At 63.3% G+C, this 18,810-nt stretch carries 14 protein-coding genes; 4 read left to right on the top strand and 10 right to left on the bottom strand.

The genetic code is table 11. From position 1 onward, the window contains the following. Nucleotides 1-43: 43 nt before the first annotated feature. The 6 genes from cmk to mtnA form a co-directional block, all read right to left on the bottom strand. A complete protein-coding gene (gene cmk / locus NTD82_RS13020) occupies nucleotides 44-733 on the bottom strand; it encodes a (d)CMP kinase (RefSeq protein WP_095155497.1) in 690 nt (229 codons plus the stop codon). Continuing rightward, nucleotides 730-2,970: a bifunctional prephenate dehydrogenase/3-phosphoshikimate 1-carboxyvinyltransferase gene (locus tag NTD82_RS13015; protein ID WP_095155496.1), complete on the bottom strand. Its 2,241-nt coding sequence runs from the start codon at nucleotides 2,968-2,970 to the stop codon at nucleotides 730-732. Before NTD82_RS13015 ends, cmk begins: the two co-directional genes overlap by 4 nt. A 40-nt stretch (nucleotides 2,971-3,010) precedes the next feature. Beyond that, nucleotides 3,011-4,105, bottom strand: coding sequence for a prephenate dehydratase (gene pheA, locus NTD82_RS13010; RefSeq protein WP_095155495.1), 1,095 nt, complete (start codon nucleotides 4,103-4,105; stop codon nucleotides 3,011-3,013). Next, nucleotides 4,105-5,190, bottom strand: a complete 1,086-nt coding sequence (gene serC / locus NTD82_RS13005) for a 3-phosphoserine/phosphohydroxythreonine transaminase (protein WP_095155721.1) — start codon at nucleotides 5,188-5,190, stop codon at nucleotides 4,105-4,107. The genes pheA and serC overlap by 1 nt, the downstream gene beginning before the upstream one ends. A gap of 75 nt (nucleotides 5,191-5,265) precedes the next feature. Beyond that, nucleotides 5,266-7,917: a DNA gyrase subunit A gene (gyrA, locus tag NTD82_RS13000; RefSeq protein ID WP_175653723.1), complete on the bottom strand. Its 2,652-nt coding sequence runs from the start codon at nucleotides 7,915-7,917 to the stop codon at nucleotides 5,266-5,268. A 261-nt stretch (nucleotides 7,918-8,178) separates the two neighbouring features. Beyond that, entirely contained in the window at nucleotides 8,179-9,255 is a 1,077-nt protein-coding gene (gene mtnA, locus NTD82_RS12995) for an S-methyl-5-thioribose-1-phosphate isomerase (protein ID WP_095155493.1), read from the bottom strand. A 107-nt stretch (nucleotides 9,256-9,362) separates the two neighbouring features. Between mtnA and NTD82_RS12990 the strand changes: the two genes are divergently transcribed. The 4 genes from NTD82_RS12990 to NTD82_RS12975 all read left to right on the top strand — a co-directional run bounded on the left by NTD82_RS12990 (nucleotide 9,363) and on the right by NTD82_RS12975 (nucleotide 12,942). Then, on the top strand, nucleotides 9,363-10,694 hold the full coding sequence (locus NTD82_RS12990; protein ID WP_095155492.1) for a TRZ/ATZ family hydrolase: 1,332 nt from the start codon (nucleotides 9,363-9,365) through the stop codon (nucleotides 10,692-10,694). A 54-nt stretch (nucleotides 10,695-10,748) separates the two neighbouring features. Continuing rightward, nucleotides 10,749-11,447: a bifunctional 2-polyprenyl-6-hydroxyphenol methylase/3-demethylubiquinol 3-O-methyltransferase UbiG gene (gene ubiG, locus NTD82_RS12985; protein WP_110969232.1), complete on the top strand. Its 699-nt coding sequence runs from the start codon at nucleotides 10,749-10,751 to the stop codon at nucleotides 11,445-11,447. Between the two features lie 2 nt (nucleotides 11,448-11,449). Beyond that, complete coding sequence (gene mupP / locus NTD82_RS12980) at nucleotides 11,450-12,121, top strand: N-acetylmuramic acid 6-phosphate phosphatase MupP (protein ID WP_262129015.1); 672 nt, start codon at nucleotides 11,450-11,452, stop codon at nucleotides 12,119-12,121. Between the two features lie 80 nt (nucleotides 12,122-12,201). Next, nucleotides 12,202-12,942 (top strand): YciK family oxidoreductase, encoded by a 741-nt coding sequence (locus NTD82_RS12975; RefSeq protein WP_262129014.1) that lies wholly within the window; start codon nucleotides 12,202-12,204, stop codon nucleotides 12,940-12,942. Between the two features lie 3 nt (nucleotides 12,943-12,945). Here the strand turns inward: NTD82_RS12975 and NTD82_RS12970 are convergent, their stop codons facing one another. From NTD82_RS12970 to NTD82_RS12955, 4 genes are all read right to left on the bottom strand, one after another. Continuing rightward, the gene (locus tag NTD82_RS12970) at nucleotides 12,946-13,740 is read right to left on the bottom strand and encodes a TenA family transcriptional regulator (RefSeq protein WP_262129013.1); all 795 of its coding nucleotides are present in this window, start codon (nucleotides 13,738-13,740) and stop codon (nucleotides 12,946-12,948) included. A 37-nt stretch (nucleotides 13,741-13,777) separates the two neighbouring features. Further along, nucleotides 13,778-16,237: an EAL domain-containing protein gene (locus tag NTD82_RS12965; protein WP_262129012.1), complete on the bottom strand. Its 2,460-nt coding sequence runs from the start codon at nucleotides 16,235-16,237 to the stop codon at nucleotides 13,778-13,780. A 114-nt stretch (nucleotides 16,238-16,351) separates the two neighbouring features. Further along, the gene (locus NTD82_RS12960; protein WP_262129011.1) at nucleotides 16,352-18,184 is read right to left on the bottom strand and encodes an ABC transporter ATP-binding protein; all 1,833 of its coding nucleotides are present in this window, start codon (nucleotides 18,182-18,184) and stop codon (nucleotides 16,352-16,354) included. Beyond that, nucleotides 18,177-18,809: a DsbA family protein gene (locus NTD82_RS12955; RefSeq protein ID WP_262129010.1), complete on the bottom strand. Its 633-nt coding sequence runs from the start codon at nucleotides 18,807-18,809 to the stop codon at nucleotides 18,177-18,179. The genes NTD82_RS12960 and NTD82_RS12955 overlap by 8 nt, the downstream gene beginning before the upstream one ends. Nucleotide 18,810: the final 1 nt, after the last annotated feature.

Raw genomic sequence — 18,810 nt, 5'->3', positions numbered from 1 at the left:
TCGTCTGCAGGACGTTGACTGGGTAATCCTGCAGCCTCCCTGGTCATCCGGTGATGTCGCGCAGCGCGACCTCACTCAAGATGCGTTCCAGCACCTGCTCGATGGACAATTCAGTGGAATCCAGCTGAATTGCGTCGGCGGCGGGCTTGAGCGGAGCCACCGAACGCTGGGTGTCGCGCTCATCGCGCGCACGTATCTCATCTAGCAGACTCGACAGACTAACATCATCGCCTTTTGCCTTCAACTGGAGGTAACGGCGACGAGCCCGCTCTTCGGCGCTGGCTGTCAGAAAAATCTTAAGCGGTGCATCCGCAAAAACGACCGTACCCATATCCCGACCATCGGCAATCAGGCCCGGCATTTCACGGAAGGCTCGCTGCCGCTGCAGCAGCGCCTCACGCACCGCCGGCAGCGCGGCAACCTGCGACGCCCCGGCGCCGATCTGCTCGTTGCGGATGTCATTGGTGACGTCGTCGCCTTCGAGAATGATCCGCTGCAGCTGACCCTCTTCCGCAGCCAGGAACTGCACATCCAGATGAGCGGCGAGCGCCTTCAGCAGTTCCTCATTGGTCAGGTCAACACCATGATTTCTCGCGGCGAAGGCCAACAAGCGATACAAGGCGCCGGAATCGAGCAGATTCCAGCCCAGGCGCCGGGCCAGCAGGCCAGCTATCGTGCCTTTGCCCGAGCCGCTCGGTCCGTCAATGGTGATGACTGGTGCGTGCGTGCTCACGACTTGCCCTCTTCAGCAACGCGAATACCCACTTGCGCACAAAGTGCGAGGAAGTTAGGGAAAGAAGTAGCGACGTTGGCACAATCGTGGATACGAATCGGCGCATTGGCACGCAACGAAGCCACGCTGAAGGCCATGGAAATACGGTGGTCGCCGTGCCCATGCACTTCACCGCCACCAATCTGGCCGCCGTCGATGATAATGCCGTCCGCAGTCGGCTCACATTTCACGCCCAGGGCCAACAGGCCGTCGGCCATGACCTGGATCCGGTCGGACTCCTTGACCCGCAGTTCTTCAGCACCGCGCAGCACGGTACGCCCTTCGGCACAGGCGGCAGCGACGAACAGCACCGGGAATTCATCGATGGCCAACGGCACCAGATCCTCAGGGATATCGATACCCTTGAGTTTCGCACCGCGAACACGCAAGTCAGCAACCGGTTCGCCACCCACTTCACGCTGGTTCTCGAGGGTGATGTCGCCCCCCATCAGACGCAGGATGTCGATTACACCGGTACGGGTCGGGTTGATGCCGACATGCTCCAGCACCAGCTCCGAGCCCTCGGCGATCGACGCCGCTACCAGGAAGAAGGCCGCCGAGGAGATGTCCGCCGGCACTTCGATATGCGTGGCGGTCAATTTTCCGCCAGACACCAGCGACGCAGTCGGCCCATCAACATTCACGTCATAACCGAAGCCGCGCAGCATGCGCTCGGTGTGATCGCGGGTCGGCGCAGGCTCGGTAACGGTGGTCTTGCCTTCGGCATACAGGCCGGCCAGCAGCAGACAGGATTTCACCTGGGCACTGGCCATCGGCAGGGTGTAGGTCAGCGCCTTGAGCGTGTGACCGCCACGAATGGTCATCGGTGGACGGCCTTCAGCCGCGGTCTCGATCACCGCGCCCATTTCCCGCAGTGGGTTGGCCACACGGTTCATCGGACGCTTGGACAGCGAGGCGTCGCCGGTCAGCACGGTGTCGAACTTCTGCGCGGCCAACAGACCCGACAGCAAACGCATCGAGGTGCCGGAGTTGCCCAGGTAGATCGGGCCAGGCGGCGGCTTGAGGCCATTGAGGCCCACACCGTGAATAGTGACGCGACCGTGGTGCGGACCTTCGATCACCACGCCCATGTCACGGAAGGCCTGCAGGGTCGCCAGAGCATCTTCGCCTTCGAGGAAGCCCTCCACCTCGGTGGTGCCCTCCGCCAGGGAGCCGAGCATGATCGAGCGATGGGAAATCGATTTGTCGCCTGGGACGCGAATGCGCCCGGACAGGCGGCCGCCAGGTTGTGCCAGGAAAATCAGGTCGTTGGAATTCATAGCGTCCACATAGGCCCGACGGGCCAGGATTTTACTGAAATGCTCGCGGGCAACCCGGGCGCGCGTAAATACGCCCAACAACTGGTGCCCATCCCCTGCATCGACCGCGTCGCGCAAGGCGTCGAGATCGCTGCGAAATGTATCCAGTGTGCGCAGAACAGCCTCGCGATTGGCGAGGAAGATGTCGTGCCACATGACCGGGTCGCTTCCCGCGATTCTCGTGAAATCGCGAAAACCACCGGCAGCGTAACGGAAGATATCCAGGTTTTCATTGCGCTTGGCCAAGGAATCGACCAGACCGAAGGCCAGCAGATGCGGCAAGTGACTGGTGGCGGCAAGCACTTCGTCGTGCCGCTCGACCTGCATGTGCTCGACATCGGCCTCCAGTGCGCGCCACAGCCGGTCAACCACGGCAAGTGCGAGCGGATCGGTTTCCGCCAGCGGCGTGAGAATGACCTTGTGACGGCGGAACAGCGTGGAATTGGAAGCTTCCACCCCGCTCTGCTCGGACCCGGCAATCGGGTGGCCTGGCACGAACCGCGACAAACGACCGGCCATCGCCTCGCGCGCCGCGCGCACGACATTGCCCTTGGCGCTGCCCACATCGGTCAATACGGCCGACCCAAGATCCATCCCAGCCAAACGTGCCAGGAGCTTTTCCATGGCAAGGATCGGGACCGCCAACTGGATGACGTCAGCACCGACGCAGGCAGCCTCGAGGTCTTCCTCGCAACGGTCAACCACGCCCAGCTCAACCGCCAGCTTGCGCGATTGCGGATCCAGGTCGACACCGACCACCTCGCGGCACAGACCGCTTTCGCGCAGGCCCTTGGCGAAAGATCCGCCAATCAGCCCCAGGCCCACCACCACCAGGCGGCCGACGAGTGGCCCGCCCTGTTGCGTTTCAACTTCAATCACGGCGCAGGACCCTGTTCAAAACATCATGCATTAACGCGCCTCAGAGTACTGCTTTCGGGTACGAGCCCAGCACTTTCAGGGCCACCGCCTCCTGACTGATCTTCTCCAGCACGGCCTTGATCAGCGGATCGCGATGATGGCCAACGAAATCAATGAAGAAGACGTAGGTCCATTTACCGCTGCGGGACGGACGCGTCTCGATGCGCGTCAGGTCGATACCGTTTTCATGGAACGGCACCAGCAGTTCGTGCAGGGCACCCGGCTTGTTGCTCATGGAAACGATGATCGAGGTCTTGTCGTCGCCAGTCGGCGGCACTTCCTGGCTGCCAATCATCAGGAACCGGGTGGAGTTGTCCGGACGGTCCTCGATTTTCTCGGCCAGGCGCGTCAGGCCATACAGGCCCGCGGCCATGTCACCGGCGATGGCGGCAGAGTTCCACTCACCCTTGACCCGCTTGGCAGCCTCGGCATTGCTCGATACCGCGACGCGCTCGACGTTCGGGTAGTGAGCGTCGAGCCACTTGCGGCACTGGGCCAGCGACTGAGCGTGGGAATAGATGCGGCTGATGCTGTCGGTCTTGGTGTTCTCGCCCACCAGCAGGTGGTGGTGAATACGCAATTCGACTTCGCCACAGATAACCATGTCGTGCTCGAGGAAGCTGTCGAGGGTGTGGTTGACCGCACCTTCGGTGGAGTTTTCCACCGGCACCACGCCGAAGTTCACCGCGCCGGCGGCAACTTCACGGAACACTTCGTCGATCGCCGCCATTGGCTTGCTGATCACCGCGTGACCGAAATGCTTCATCGCAGCGGCCTGGGTGAACGTACCCTCAGGGCCGAGATAAGCGACTTTCAGCGGCTGCTCCAGCGCCAGGCAGGAGGACATGATTTCGCGGAACAGGCGGGCCATTTCTTCATTGCCCAGCGGCCCCGGGTTGCGATCCATGACGCGCTTGAGCACCTGCGCCTCGCGCTCGGGCCGGTAGAATACCGGCACCTCGCCTTCAGCCAGGGAACCCATCTTGACCCGTGCGACTTCTTGCGCACAACGGGCACGATCACTGATCAGTTCGAGGATTTTCTCGTCGAGACTGTCAATGCGCACCCGCAGCGCCTTGAGTTCCTGTTCCGACATCAGGAATGTTCCTTCTCGAATTCAGCCATGTAGGCAACCAACGCTTCTACCGCTTCCAGCCCCAGGGCGTTGTAGATCGAAGCGCGCATGCCGCCCACGGAGCGGTGACCCTTGAGGTTGAGCAGGCCGCGCTCGTCGGCACCGGCAAGGAACGCCTTGTCCAGGCGCTCGTCCGCCAGGCGGAACGGCACGTTCATCCACGAGCGGGCGTTCAGGCTGATCGGGTTGGTATAGAAATCGCTCTTGTCGATGAAGCCGTACAGGCGATCTTTCTTCGCCCGGTTGCGTTGCTCCATCGCCGCGACACCGCCCTGCTCTTTCAGCCACTCGAAGACCAGGCCGGAGAGATACCAGGAGTAGGTTGCAGGCGTGTTGTACATCGAGCCGTTGTCGGCTGCGACTTTGTAATCGAGCATGGTCGGGCAGGCGCTGCGCGCGCGACCCAGCAGGTCTTCACGCACGATCACGACTACCAGGCCGCTCGGACCGATGTTCTTCTGCGCACCGGCGTAGATCATGCCGAACTGCGAAACATCGATGCCACGGGAAAGGATGTCCGAAGACATGTCGACCACCAGTGGAACGTCACCGGTTTGCGGAACCCAGTCGAACTGCAGGCCACCGATGGTTTCATTGGAGGCGTAGTGCAGGTACGCAGCGCCTGGGGTCAGCGTCCACTCGTTCTGGCCTGGGATGTTCAGGTAGTCGTAGGGCTTGGCCGAGGCGGCGACATTGACGTTGCCGAAGCGACGCGCTTCCTCGATGGCCTTCTTCGACCAGATACCGGTTTCCACGTAGTCGGCGGTGCCGTTCTCGGGCAACAGGTTCAGCGGAATCTCGGCGAACTGCTGGCTGGCACCGCCCTGGAGGAACAGCACCTTGTAGTTGGAGGGGATGGACAGCAGGTCACGCAGGTCCTGCTCGGCCTTTTCGGCGATGGCCACGTAGTCGTCGCTACGATGGCTCATTTCCATCACGGACAGGCCTTTGCCGTTCCAGTCCAGCATTTCGGCCTGGGCGCGCTGCAGAACAGCATCAGGGAGCGCAGCGGGGCCTGCGCAGAAGTTAAAGGCTCGTTTGCTCACATCCACTCTCGCTCTGCTCAAGATAACGAGGAAGCGGGGCCTTGCCCCGCTTCCTTAAGGTTACGCGTCTACAACTCAGTCCTGTGGCGCCTCTTCGTCAGCGGCGGCATCCCGCTGCTGCCCGTCGGGAGCGTCGATATCCGCCTCGCCATCAACATCCGCTTCGGCGTCGATTGCCAGCTCATCGTCGTCCTCGGACGGCTCCTGAACCCGCTCCAGACCTACCAGGGTCTCGTCGCTGGCCAGCTTGATGAGCGTCACGCCCTGGGTGTTACGACCCAGGCTCGACACTTCACCTACCCGCGTACGTACCAGGGTGCCCTGGTCGGAAATCAGCATGATTTCCTCGCCTTCCTGCACCTGTACCGCGCCGACCAGACGGCCGTTACGCTCGTTGCTGACCATGGCGATCACGCCCTGGCCGCCACGCTTGTACTCGGGGAACTCGCCGATCGCGGTGCGCTTGCCGAAGCCGCGCTCGGAGGCGGTCAGGATCTGGCTGCCTTCTTCCGGAATGATCATCGAGATCAGTTTCTGGCCTTCGTTCAGGCGCATGCCGCGAACACCGCGGGCGGTACGGCCCATGGCTCGGACATCGGATTCCTTGAAGCGGGTCACCTTGCCGGCGTCGGAGAACAGCATGACCTCACGCTCGCCATCGGTGATCGCGGCGGAAATCAGGATGTCGCCTTCGTCCAGTTCCAGAGCGATCAGACCGACGCTGCGCTGACGGCTGAACTGCTCCAGCGGGGTCTTCTTCACGGTGCCGTTGGCGGTAGCCATGAAGATGTAGTGACCCTCGGTGTATTCCTCCACCGGCAGCATGGTGGTGATGTGCTCGCCCTCGCCCAGCGGCAGCAGGTTCACCAGCGGCCGGCCGCGAGCGGCGCGGGATGCTTCGGGAATCTCGTAGGTCTTGAGCCAGTACACCTTGCCCTTGCTGGAGAACAGCAGCAGCGTGGTGTGGCTGTTGGCGACCAGCAGGTGGGAAATGTAGTCCTCGTCCTTGACGCCGGTAGCCGACTTGCCTTTACCGCCACGACGCTGCGCCTGATAGGCAGCCAGCGGCTGAGTCTTGGCATAGCCGCTGTGGGAGATGGTCACCACGCGCTCTTCTTCCGGGATCATGTCGCCGAGGGTCAGGTCCAGGCGGGCATCGAGGATTTCGGTGCGGCGCACATCGCCATATTCGGCCCGGATCAGTTCCAGCTCTTCGCGGATCACTTCCATCAGGCGCTCGGCGCTGCTGAGGATGCGGATCAGTTCGCCGATCTGGTTGAGGATTTCCTGGTACTCGGCCAGCAGCTTCTCGTGCTCCAGACCGGTGAGGCGGTGCAGGCGCAGGTCGAGAATGGCCTGAGCCTGTTCTGGCGACAGGAAGTACTTGCCGTCGCGCAGACCGAACTGCGCATCGAGGGTCTCGGGACGGCAGGAGTCGGCGCCAGCGCGCTCGACCATGACCTGCACGGCGCTGGATTCCCACGGCGTGCTGATCAGCGCCTCCTTGGCCTCGGAAGGCGTAGGCGAAGCCTTGATCAGGGCGATGACTGGGTCGATGTTGGACAGCGCAACCGCCTGGCCTTCGAGGATGTGCCCGCGCTCACGCGCCTTGCGCAGCTCGAACACGGTACGACGGGTCACCACTTCGCGGCGGTGACGGACGAAAGCTTCGAGCAGGTCCTTGAGGTTGAGCAGGCGCGGACGGCCGTCGATCAGGGCGACGATGTTGATGCCGAATACGCTTTGCAGCTGGGTCTGGGCGTAGAGGTTGTTGAGGATGACCTCCGGAACCTCGCCACGACGCAGCTCGATCACGATGCGCATACCGTCCTTGTCGGACTCGTCGCGCAGTTCGGTGATGCCTTCGAGTTTCTTTTCCTTGACCAGTTCGGCGATCTTTTCGATCAGACGCGCCTTGTTCAACTGGTAAGGCAGCTCGGTAACCACGATCTGCTGGCGGCCACCGACCTTGTCGATATCTTCGATGGTGGAGCGGGCGCGCATGTAGATGCGGCCGCGACCGGTACGGTAGGCCTCGATGATGCCCTGGCGACCGTTGATGATGGCGGCGGTCGGGAAGTCTGGCCCCGGGATGAACTGCATCAGCTCATCGATGGTGATTTCCGGGTTGTCGATCAGCGCCAGGCAGCCATCGATGACCTCACCGAGGTGGTGCGGCGGGATGTTGGTGGCCATGCCCACGGCGATACCGCTGGAACCGTTGACCAGCAGGTTGGGAATCCGGGTCGGCATGACCGCCGGAATCAGCTCGGTGCCGTCGTAGTTCGGCACCCAGTCCACGGTTTCCTTGTGCAGGTCGGCCAGCAGCTCGTGGGCCAGCTTGGTCATGCGCACTTCGGTGTAACGCATCGCTGCGGCGTTGTCGCCATCGACCGAACCGAAGTTGCCCTGGCCATCGACCAGCAGGTAACGCAGGGAGAAAGGCTGAGCCATGCGCACGATGGTGTCGTACACGGCCGTATCACCGTGCGGGTGATACTTACCGATGACATCACCGACCACACGGGCGGATTTCTTGTACGGTTTGTTCCAGTCGTTACCCAGTTCACTCATCGCAAACAGAACGCGACGATGCACGGGCTTCAAGCCATCACGCGCATCGGGCAGTGCACGCCCGACAATGACGCTCATCGCGTAGTCGAGGTAGGACTGTCTCAGTTCGTCTTCGATATTGACCGGGAGGATTTCTTTGGCCAGTTCGCCCATGAGAAGCCTGATTCCTTTTTCTGGTGAAACTTCGTCACATCCATATGGGGAGAAACGAAGCTCGCCGCCACGGAGGAGTTCCTCCGCAACGACTTACGACAAATCAACGAGTTAAAGCATGGATCTGCGTAGTAAAGACGGCCCCTGTGGGCGGTCTTGGAAACCGCCGGATGTTATCACAGTCGCCGGGGGCATGGGAGTATGGCAAAGCGCCGCCCGGCTTGAAGGAAAACGTCCCGACCACCACCCGCACAGTGAGGATCAGTGCAGGCGTTTGCGACACATCAACTGGGCCAGCTTGGCGGTATCGGGACGCTCGACGATGCCCTTCTCGGTCACGATCACGTCGATCAGGTCCGCAGGGGTCACATCGAACACCGGGTTGAAGGCGTCGACATCCGGCCCGATCCGATGACCGGCAACTTCCAGCAACTCGGCGCCGTCGCGCTCTTCCAGCGGAATCTCGTCACCGCTGGCCAGCGCGAGGTCGATGGTCGAACTCGGTGCCACCACCATGAACCGCACGCCGTGGTGCATGGCGTTGACCGCCAGCTGGTAGGTGCCGATCTTGTTCGCCACGTCGCCATTGGCGGCGATCCGGTCAGCGCCGACGATCACCCAGGTAATGCCCTTGATCTTCATCAAGTGCGCCGCCGCCGAGTCGGCATTGATGGTGACCGGGATGCCTTCGTTGGCCAGCTCCCAGGCCGTCAGCCGGGTGCCTTGCAGCCAGGGCCGGGTTTCACCGACGTAGACGTGTTCGATCATGCCGTCGAGCCAGGCGCCGCGAATCACCCCGAGCGCGGTACCGAAACCGCCGGTCGCCAGTGCGCCGGTGTTGCAGTGGGTCAGCACGGCCTGCTCGCTACCCTGGTACTTGCGGATCAGCTCCATGCCCAACTGGGCCATGTTCAGGTTGGCTTCACGGTCGCTTTCATGAATGGCCAGCGCCTCGGCTTCCAGCACCTGCGACGGATCGTCGCCGTCCTTGAGGCGTTGCAGCCGATCACGCATGCGGCTCAGCGCCCAGGCCAGGTTGCCGCCAGTCGGTCGCGATTCACCCAACACGGTGAAATCCGCCTCCAGCGCGGCACGCCAATCGCCGCCGGCAGCCAGGCGCTGACGCAGCCCCAGCAGCAGCCCATAAGCGGCGCTGATGCCGATGGCCGGGGCTCCGCGCACCACCATGGAGCGAATCGCTTCAGCCACGCCAGCCGCATCGGTGTAACTCAACCAGGTTTCCTCGAACGGCAGCGCGCGCTGGTCGAGCAAGTGCAAGGCGCCATCCCGCCAATCGATGGCCCTTACTTTCTCTGCAGCCAGAAGTCGATCGCGCATGCTCACCCCGTCATTCGGACATCAAAAACCGGCGATTATAACGAGCCCCAAGCGCGGACGCTCGGGTATACTTCGCCACCACCCCAGAACCCAGGGAAACCCGCCCCATGCCCAAGCCCCCCGCCCCTCTCGACCTGCTGCTCCTGCCAACCTGGCTGGTGCCCGTCGAACCGGCCGGAGTGGTGTTCAAGGAGTATGCGCTGGGTATCCGCGACGGCCAGATCGCCTTCATCGGCCCGCGTACCGAGCTTGGGCGCTTCAAGGCAGAAGAAGTCCGCGAATTGCCGGGCTGCCTGCTGGCTCCCGGTCTGATCAACGCCCACGGCCACGCGGCGATGACGCTGTTCCGCGGCATGGCCGACGACCTGCCCCTGATGACCTGGCTGCAGGACCATATCTGGCCCGCCGAGGGCCGTTGGGTCGATGAGGCCTTCGTCCGCGACGGCACCGACCTGGCCATCGCCGAACAGCTCAAAGGCGGCATCACCTGCTTCAGCGATATGTACTTTTACCCGAAGATCGCCAGCGAATGCGTGCACGAGAGCGGCATTCGTGCGCAGATCGCCATTCCGCTGCTGGATTTCCCGATCCCCGGCGCGCGCAGTTTCGACGAAGGCCTGAACCTGGGCGTCGAGCTGTTCGGCGACCTGCGCCACCACCCGCGCATCAGCATCGCCTTCGGCCCTCACGCGCCCTACACGGTGAATGACGACAATCTGGAAAAGGTCCGGGTGGTCGCCGAGGAGCTGGATGCGCCAATCCAGATGCACATCCACGAGACCGCCGGCGAAGTCCAGCAATCGCTGGAACAACGCGGTGAGCGGCCGCTGACACGGCTGGCCCGCCTTGGCCTGCTCGGCCCAAGCCTGCAGGCGGTGCACATGACCCAGGTCAGCGATGAAGACCTGGCTTTGCTGGTAGAAAGCAACACCAGCGTCGTGCACTGCCCGGAATCCAATCTCAAGCTGGCCAGCGGCTTCTGCCCGGTCGAACGGCTGTGGCAGGCGGGGGTAAACGTCGCCATCGGCACCGACGGCGCCGCCAGCAACAACGACCTTGATCTGCTTGGCGAGACGCGCACCGCCGCCCTGCTGGCCAAGGCCGTGGCCGGTTCGGCGAGCGCGCTGGATGTCCACCGCGCCCTGCGCATGGCGACCCTCAATGGCGCCCGCGCCCTTGGCCTGGACACCGTCACCGGCTCCCTGGAAATCGGCAAGGCTGCCGACCTGGTGGCCTTCGACCTTTCCGGCCTGGCGCAACAACCGATTTACGACCCGGTATCGCAACTGATCTATGCCAGCGGCCGCGACTGCGTGAAGCACGTCTGGGTCGCCGGCAAGGCGCTGCTGGAAGACGGCCGACTGACCCGGATGGACGAGCAGGCCCTGCATGCCACCGCCGTCGCCTGGGGCCAGCGGATTGCCGGCCACACCGAATGATTGCCGGCAGCCAGGCTGCCGCACCGAATTTTCACAGCTTCAGAGGACTGTTCCATGAGCAACGTCGACCACGCCGAAATCGCCAAGTTCGAGGCCCTGGCCCATCGCTGGTGGGACCGCGAGAGCGAGTTCAAACCGCTGCACGACATCAACCCGCTGCGGGTCAACTGGATCGATGAGCGGGTCAAGCTCGCCGGCAAGAAAGTGCTGGACGTCGGTTGCGGCGGCGGCATCCTCAGCGAGGCCATGGCCCTGCGCGGCGCCACGGTGACCGGCATCGACATGGGTGAAGCGCCGCTGGCAGTGGCGCAACTGCATCAACTGGAGTCCGGGGTGAACGTCGAGTACCGGCAGTCCACCGCCGAGGCCCTGGCCGAAGAGATGCCCGAGCAGTTCGACGTAGTCACCTGCCTGGAAATGCTCGAGCACGTGCCGGACCCGTCCTCGGTGATCCGCGCCTGCTTCAAGATGGTCAAGCCGGGCGGCCAGGTGTTCTTCTCCACCATCAACCGCAACCCGAAGGCGTATCTGTTCGCCATCATCGGCGCCGAATACATCATGAAGCTGCTGCCCCGCGGCACCCATGACTTCAAGAAATTCATCCGCCCTTCCGAGCTGGGTGCCTGGAGCCGCGCGGCGGGCCTGAGCGTCAAGGACATCATCGGCCTGACCTACAACCCGCTGACCAAGCACTACAAGCTGGCCGCCGACGTCGACGTCAACTACATGATCCAGACCCTTCGCGAGGAATGAGCATGCGTTTGCGAGCAGTACTTTTCGACATGGACGGCACCCTGCTCGACACGGCGCCGGATTTCATCGCCATCTGCCAGGCGATGCTCGCCGAGCGCGGCCTGCCGGCGATCGACGACAAGCGGATCCGCGACGTGATTTCCGGCGGTGCCCGGGCAATGGTCGCGGCGACGTTCGACATGGACCCCGAGGCGGCTGAATTCGAAACCCTGCGCCTGGAGTTCCTCGAGCGTTACCAGCGCGACTGCGCGGTGCACAGCAAACTGTTCGACGGCATGGCCGAGCTGCTCGCCGACATCGAGCGCGGCAATCTGCTGTGGGGCGTGGTCACCAACAAGCCTGTGCGCTTCGCCGAACCGATCATGCAGCGCCTGGGCCTGGCCGAACGCTCGTCCCTGCTGATCTGCCCGGATCACGTGAAGAACAGCAAGCCCGACCCCGAGCCGCTGATCCTCGCCTGCAAGACCCTCGACCTGGACCCGGCCAGCGTGCTGTTCGTCGGCGACGACCTGCGCGACATCGAGTCCGGCCGCGATGCCGGCACCCGTACCGCCGCAGTGCGCTACGGCTATATTCATCCAGAGGACAACCCCAACAACTGGGGCGCGGATGTGGTGGTCGACCACCCCCTGGAACTGCGCAAGGTGCTCGACAGCGCCCTTTGCAGCTGCTGATCCCCGCACCCATCCGCCAGGCAGGCCGGCCGCGACGCCGGCCTGTTGGCGATTGAAGCCATTCTTTCGAGGCATTCCTCATGTTCGACTATTCCGCTCGCCCTGACCTGCTCAACGGCCGGGTCATCATGGTCACCGGCGCCGGTCGCGGGATCGGCGCGGCTGCAGCCAAGGCCTTTGCTGCCCATGGCGCCACCGTGCTGTTGCTGGGCAAGACCGAAGCCAACCTGAGCGCGGTCTACGACGAAATCGAAGCCGCCGGCGATCCACAACCGGTGGTTATCCCGTTCAACCTGGAAACTGCCCTGCCGCATCAGTACGACGAGCTGGCGGTGATGGTCGAGAACGCTTTCGGCCGTATCGACGGGCTGCTGCACAACGCGTCGATCATTGGCCCGCGCACGCCGCTGGAGCAGTTGTCCGGCGACAACTTCATGCGCGTCATGCACATCAACGTCAACGCAATGTTCATGCTGACCCAGACTCTGCTGCCGCTGCTGAAGCTGTCGGAAGATGCGTCGGTGGTGTTCACCTCCAGCAGCGTCGGCCGCAAGGGCCGCGCCTACTGGGGCGCTTATGGCGTATCGAAGTTCGCCACCGAGGGCCTGATGCAGACCCTGGCGGACGAACTGGAGGGCGTTGCCCCGGTGCGGTCCAACAGCGTGAACCCGGGCGCCACCCGTACCAGCATGCGCGCCCAGGCATACCCGGCCGAAAACCCGCAGGACAATCCGCTGCCCGAGGCCATCATGCCGGTCTACCTCTACCTGATGGGCCCGGACAGCACCGGGGTCAACGGTCAGGCGTTCAACGCCCAGTAAGCCTCAACCCTGCCCCAGGGCGCTGCGCAAGCGCACGCCCTGGCGCGACTCGGCCTGTTCCAGTTGCATGCAACGCTCCAGGAACAGGTACATATAGTCGTAGCTTTTGCAGATCGCCCGTTTCAGCTCGACCTGCAACGCCTTGCCCGGGCTGTTGCCCGCCAGGGTGCAGATGATTTCCAGCGCTTCCCACGGATGGGCATCGTCGTACTGGGCATGCATCTTCAGCCATTTCATGGCGCGCTTGCGGCCTTCCTCGGGGAAACCCTCGGCATAGGCTCCGGTGGCACAGACCACCGCCGACCACTCGCCCACCGCCCCTTCGATCGCATAGTTGGTTGCCGCCATGGCCACCACCAGCGAATCCGCGGTGCAGGTGTGCCAGCACCAATCGCTGAGCGCCTGCAACTCTGCCGGCACATCCTGCGCCTGCAAGTCGTCAAGGCTTACGCCATGGGCTTCGCACCAGTGCACCCAGTAATCGGCATGGTTGAGTTCGACGCGGATGTTGCGCATCAGCCAGCGCCGCGCCATGTCTTCGCCAGGATGACGGGCGTAGCGGGTCTTGGTGAGGTTGTGGGCCATGTACATGGAGAATTGCTCGACCACTGGCCAACCCCCGATCAGGTATTGGTGCATGGTCGCGCTGCCCAGGCGGCCGTCGCGCATGCGCTGGTAGAGCTCGTGCTCCACCACCCTGCGCTTGCTGGCGCTGCATTCCTGGATCAGGCGCTGGGCCCAGAGGGGATAACTTGCGGCGTCCATCAATGGACCTGTCCGAATAAACGCATCAGTCACTGTCAGCTCCTTGTCCTTGTGATCTGGAAAGTGAGCGTCAGCGAAGCGTCCCCGGCGACCCGAACAGCAAGGGCCTGGCGGCGTCACGCTGACGCTGCAGGCTGGCACAGGAAAAGACCTGGGGTCGCTCGATCAGGAAGCCCTGGGCGTAGTCGACACCGATCTCCTGCAAGGCCTGCTGGATCAACGGTGTCTCGACAAACTCGGCGACGGTGCGTTTGCCCATGACGTGGCCGATGTGGTTGATCACCTCGACCATCGCCCGGTTGACCGGATCTTCGAGCATATCCTTGACGAAACTACCGTCGATCTTCAGGAAGTCTACAGGCAAATGTTTCAAATACGCGAACGACGACATTCCGGCGCAAAAATCGTCCAGCGAGAATTTGCAGCCCAGTCCTTTCAATTCGTTGATAAAACGAATCGCGCTGCCAAGATTGGCAATCGCACTGGTTTCGGTTATTTCGAAACAGATCAATTCAGGGGGAATGGCGTAGTCACTGAACTGCCGATGCAGGTATTCGAGAAACTTGTCGTCGCCGATGCTGTTGCCGGAAAGGTTGATCGAACACATGGCCAACGGACCTTCACGCCCTTCGTCCAGGCACTCGCGAATGATCGTGAAGACGTTGCGCACCACCCAGCGGTCCAGCGCGGTGATCAGGCCGAAGCGCTCGGCCGCCGGGATGAAGCTGTCGGGCTGAATGATCAGCCCGCTTTCGTCATGCAGGCGCAGAAGAATCTCAAGGTGCCCACCGCCATGGTCTCCAGGAGCGAGCGCGGCAATTTCCTGGGCGTACAGACAGAAGCGGTTTTCCTCCAGCGCGATGTGCAGGCGCTGGATCCAGGCCATCTCGCCGAAGCGCACCGACAACTCGGTGTCGTCCGCATGGTAGAGCTGGACCCGGTTGCGGCCTTTTTCCTTGGCCATGTAGCAGGCCATGTCGGCGGCCCGCAGCGCTGCTTCCAGTGAGTCCGGCGCCTGGTTCAAGTGCACCAGGCCGACGCTCACGGTATTCATGAACGGCCGCCCTTTCCACACGAAGTGCAGACTCTGCACCGCCTGGCGCAGGTTCTCGGCAATCCGCTCGGCCTGCTCGGGCGGGCAGTTCTGCAGCAGCACCCCGAACTCGTCGCCGCCCAGCCGCGCCAGCACATCACCCTCGCGCAACACCGATTGCAGCACCGCGCAGATATGCCGCAGCAACTCATCGCCAGCGGCATGACCGCTGGTGTCGTTGACCACTTTGAACTGGTCGAGGTCGAGGAACATCAGCGAATGCCGCCCAGCCTGACGGGCCAGATCGGTCAACGCCTGCTCCAGGCGATATTCGAACTCACGGCGGTTGGCCAGCCCGGTCAAGGCGTCGTGGGTCGCCTGCCAGGACAGGTTGGCGATGTACTGCCGCTCCTGGGTCATGTCATGCAGCACCAGCACGATACCGCTGACCCGCCCTTCGCTCATGATCGGCGCCCCGACCAGCGCCACCGAAACCGTGCTGCCATCCAGACGCTGGATCAGACGGATATGCTCGCTGCCCCCACGCAGGGCGCCGCTGAGGATGTGCTCGGTGAGGGTCAGGTTGTCCTTTTCGGCGTTGTCGTCGAGCACGCTGAACAACGCCGCGAGCGGCAGGCCATGGGCATGGCTGGCATCCCAGTGGGTCAAGTGCTCGGCGGCGGCGTTCATGTAGACGATGCAGCCTTCGACATCGGTGGTGATCACCCCGTCGCCAATCGAGGCCAGGGTGATCTGCGCCCGCTCCTTCTCGACCTGCAGGGCGCTGGCGAAGGCCTGGCGCTGGGCCAGCAACTTGCTCGAGCGCAACCAGGCCAGGGCGATCAGGAACAGCGCGGTGGCCAGGTTGGTCACCAGCAACAAGCGCAGCAACATCCGCGAACCTTCGCCCAGCGCGTCGCTGAAGGCGCGGGCCGCGGGCGTCACGGCTTCGTTGATCAGCACGATACGACGTTTCCAGTCCGCCAGGTCGCGGGGCGTGGCCCGGCTGTTGGCGATGCCCTGATGGATTTCACCGGCCAGGGTATCGAGTTCCTCCAGGAAACCGTCGCCCACCTGCCATAGGCCGATGGCCTGGTCCATGTAACTGACATGACGGAAGTTGAGGTAGAACCAGATGATGCTCGGCACGTCGTCCGGGTGATTGCCGCCGGCGAGAATGCCCTGACGCGCGGCCTCCAGGTCAGGAGGCTGAAGATCAAGCGCCAGGCGCAGGCGATGGCTGCCCTGGGGAATGGCCAGGGCCTGTTGGTATTTGCGGAAGTTTTCTTCGTCGCGGCTGTCGACGTACAGGCTCAGGTAGTAGATCGCGTCTTTCTGGCCCTTGGACCAGAGACTTTCACCGCCGACGTACGCGCGCATGGCCGACATCGCGTAAAGGCTGATCCCGCCCAGCAGTGCCTGGAACAGCACGACGGCTACAAATGGCCAGATGAGCCCCAGCAACCTGGGTGCTCCGAGCGTCCGTTTTCCCTTCATGAAGTCCCTTGCGGCATAGCCGGTGACGTGACTCACCCCGTTGTTTTCACAGACTAGGCCATTTGCCTTCATGGCAATAAGAGATTTCTGACACCGCACTACATGATGTCGCTATCAGCTTTGCTGCAAATGCCCATAGAGCTTGGCGTACAGGCCGCCCTCGGCGATCAGCTGCTGATGGCCACCATCCTCGGCCACATGGCCACCGTCGAACACCAGCACGCGATCGGCCTGTTTCACCGCCGACAAGCGGTGGGCAATGATCAGCGTGGTGCGGGCACTGAGGAAGCGCGTCAAGGCGACATGCAGGTTGTATTCAGTCGCCGCGTCGAGGGCCGAAGTGGCCTCGTCGAGAATCACCACCTTGGGCTCGGCCAGGACCATCCGCGCAATCGCCAGACGCTGGCGCTGGCCACCGGACAAGCGCACGCCCGAACGGCCGACCACGCTGTCCAGCCCTTGGGGCAAGGCGCCAATGGTTTCGTCCAGTTGGGCGATGGCCAACGCCTGCCAGCAGGCGTCATCGGAACAATCGCGGCCCATGGTGAGGTTGGCGCGTACCGTGTCGTTGAACAGCGACGGGTGCTGCAGCACCACCGCGACATTCTCGCGCAGGGTTTCCAGACCGATCTCCTGCAGGGTCGCGCCGCCGAAACGGATGCTGCCGGCCTGAGCGCTGTACAAGCCCAGCAACAGCTGCACCAGGGTACTTTTGCCGCCGCCGCTGGCGCCGACGATCGCAACCTTCTCGCCGGGGGCGATGGACAGGTTCAACTGGTCCAGCACTGGTTCCTCGCCGTAGCCGAAGCGCAGCCCGCGCACCTCGATGCCCACGGTGGTCTGGCCCTGGAAGGGATCGGTGCCGCCGGGGAACTGCGGCTCGTCGGCCCGCGCGAGCAACTCGTTGATCCGGCTCAGCGCGCCGCCCGCCGCGTAGTAGGCGTATTGCAGGTTCAGCAACTGCTCAACCGGGCCGATCATGAACCACAGGTAACTGAACACCGCGAGCATCTGGCCGATGCTGAGGTCGGAGAACAGCACGGTAAGCATCGCCGCCGCGCGGAAGATATCGATACCGAACTGGAACAGCAGGCCACTGGCGCGGCTGCTCGCATCGCTCTTCCACTGCGAGGCCACCGCGTAGTTGCGTACGTCCTGGGCGCGCAGACCGAGGCGGCCGAGGAAATAGCCCTGGCGGTTGCCGGCGCGGATTTCCTGGATCGCATCGAGGGTTTCGGTCAGCGCCTGGGTGAACCGCGAGGTGCTGTCGTTTTCCAGTTTCTTCAGGTGCTTGACCCGCTTGCCCAACTGCACCGTGGCGAAGATCACCAGCGGATTGAACAGCAGGATCAGCAGCGCCAGTTGCCAGTGCATCCAGATCAGGATCGCCGCAGTGCCGGTCAGGGTCAGCACCGCCACCAGGAAGCGGCTGAGGGTTTCGCCGACGAATTTGTCCACGGTGTCCAGGTCGGTCACCAGGTGCGTGGTGACCGTGCCGCTGCCGAGGCTTTCGTATTCGCTCAGGGAAATCCGCTTCAAGCGCTCGATCAGGCGGATACGCAAGCGGTAGACGATGTCCTTGGCCAGCCCGGCGAACAGCTTGGCCTGGACCACGTTGAAGGCCAGGGCGGAGCAGCGCAGGGTCAAGGTGAACGCCAACATCAGGCCGATATAGCCGGCCGCCACCTGCCAGTTGGCCGGCAGCAACTGGTTCATCCACTTCAGCGCTGCATCGCCGTGACCCAGCAGCACTTCGTCCACCAGCAACGGCAGCAACAGCGGGATTGGCACGCTGCACAGCGCCGCCAGTACGGCAACACCGTTGGCGGTCCACAGGGCTTTTTTGTGATGAAGGGCCAGGCGGCGGATTTCCGCCCAGCTCAAGCGATCGGCGGGCGCCGCCGCAGGCCCGGGGACCGGGTCGGGCGAGCCAGGCAGATCAAGCATAAGCGGCCCGCTCCAGCCAGCGGCCCAGCAACGGTTCGAGGGCTTCCAGCGGCTGGTAGCCGTTGGTCAGCAAGGCAAGCTGGCCGTTGCGCTCGGCCAGCAGGGTGGGGAATCCGGCGATGCCCAGGTCCTGAACCCAGGTGATGTCAGCGGCGGTGGCACTGCGTTGCTCGGGACTGGTGAGGGCTGCGGAGAAACGCGCGCGATCGAACCCGGCCTGTTCGGCCAGTTCCACCAGCTTCGGCGCCAGGGTGACGTCTTCGCCATGCTGGTAGAACGCCTGCTGGATCAGCCCGAGCAGCGGCCAGACCGCTTGCGGATCAAGGCTGCGAGCGGTGACCAGCGCGCGGCAGGCCGGCTCGGTGTCGTAGACGAAGCCTTCCGGCATCGCGCCCTCGAGCTGGAACGGCTGGCCGGTGGCCTCGTTGACCGCCTGCCAGTGTTCGAGGATATAGCGCCGCGTCGAAGCATCCAGCGGCGAACTGCCGTTGCGCAGGCCGCCAGCCACCAGATGGGTTTCAACCCCCGCCTGCCCGGCCTGGGCGATCAAGGCGCTGGCCACCGGGGCGAATCCCCAGCACCAGGAGCACATCGGGTCCATGACGTAGAGCAGGCGAGCGGTCATG

Origin of the sequence: Pseudomonas sp. 5P_5.1_Bac1 (assembly GCF_025466015.1) — a bacterium.
Lineage (GTDB): Bacteria > Pseudomonadota > Gammaproteobacteria > Pseudomonadales > Pseudomonadaceae > Aquipseudomonas.
Note: the sequence above shows the minus strand (reverse complement) of the source record. Positions and strands in the feature narration are given on the sequence as shown.